Source organism: Noviherbaspirillum soli, from assembly GCF_015352955.1.
GTDB classification, from domain to species: Bacteria; Pseudomonadota; Gammaproteobacteria; order Burkholderiales; family Burkholderiaceae_D; genus Noviherbaspirillum_A; species Noviherbaspirillum_A soli.
Genome location: NZ_JACYOX010000100.1, coordinates 1 through 971, shown reverse-complemented (window position 1 = coordinate 971; position 971 = coordinate 1). Strand labels below are relative to the sequence as shown.

Annotated in this window: 1 protein-coding gene; it reads left to right on the top strand. The window is 64.2% G+C overall.

The features are described from left to right. Positions 1-971, top strand: a 971-nt coding sequence (gene eno, locus IGW04_RS25505; protein WP_194715896.1) for a phosphopyruvate hydratase, incomplete at both ends; no start/stop codon positions are given.

Sequence of the window (971 nt, the reverse complement as noted above, 5' to 3'; positions counted from 1 at the left end):
CGCGAAGTAATCGATTCCCGCGGCAATCCGACCGTTGAATGCGACGTGCTGCTGGAGTCCGGCGTGATGGGCCGTGCCGCCGTGCCGTCGGGCGCATCGACCGGCTCGCGGGAAGCGATCGAGCTGCGCGACGGCGACAAGAGCCGCTACTTCGGCAAGGGCGTGTTGAAGGCCTGCGAGAACATCAACACCGAGATCTCCGAAGCCATCATGGGCCTGGACGCCAATGAGCAGGCTTTCCTGGACCGCACCCTGATCGACCTTGACGGCACCGAGAACAAGGCCCGCCTGGGCGCCAACGCCACCCTGGCCGTGTCGATGGCCGTGGCCAAGGCGGCTGCCGAGGAAGCCGGCCTGCCGCTGTACCGCTATTTCGGCGGTTCGGGTTCGATGCAGATGCCGGTGCCGATGATGAACGTGATCAACGGCGGCGCCCATGCCGACAACAACCTGGATCTGCAGGAATTCATGATCATCCCGGTCGGCGCGCCCAGCTTCCGCGAAGCGATCCGCTACGGCGCCGAGGTGTTCCATACGCTGAAGAAGATCCTGCACGAGAACAAGCTGACCACCGCGGTCGGCGACGAAGGCGGTTTCGCCCCGTCGGTCGCCAACCATGAAGCGGCGATCAAGCTGATCCTGCAGGCCATCGAGCAGGCCGGCTACGAGCCGGGCACCCAGATTGCGCTGGGCCTGGATTGCGCCGCTTCCGAGTTCTACAAGGACGGCAAGTACCGCCTGGACGGCGAAGGCCTGGCGCTGTCGTCGTCGGACTTCACCAACCTGCTGGCGACCTGGTGCGACAAATACCCGATCATCTCGATCGAAGATGGCATGGCGGAAAACGACTGGGACGGCTGGGCCACGCTGACCAAGACCCTGGGCAAGCGCATCCAGCTGGTGGGCGACGACCTGTTCGTCACCAACACCAAGATCCTGCGTGAAGGCATCCAGAAGGACATCGCCAACTC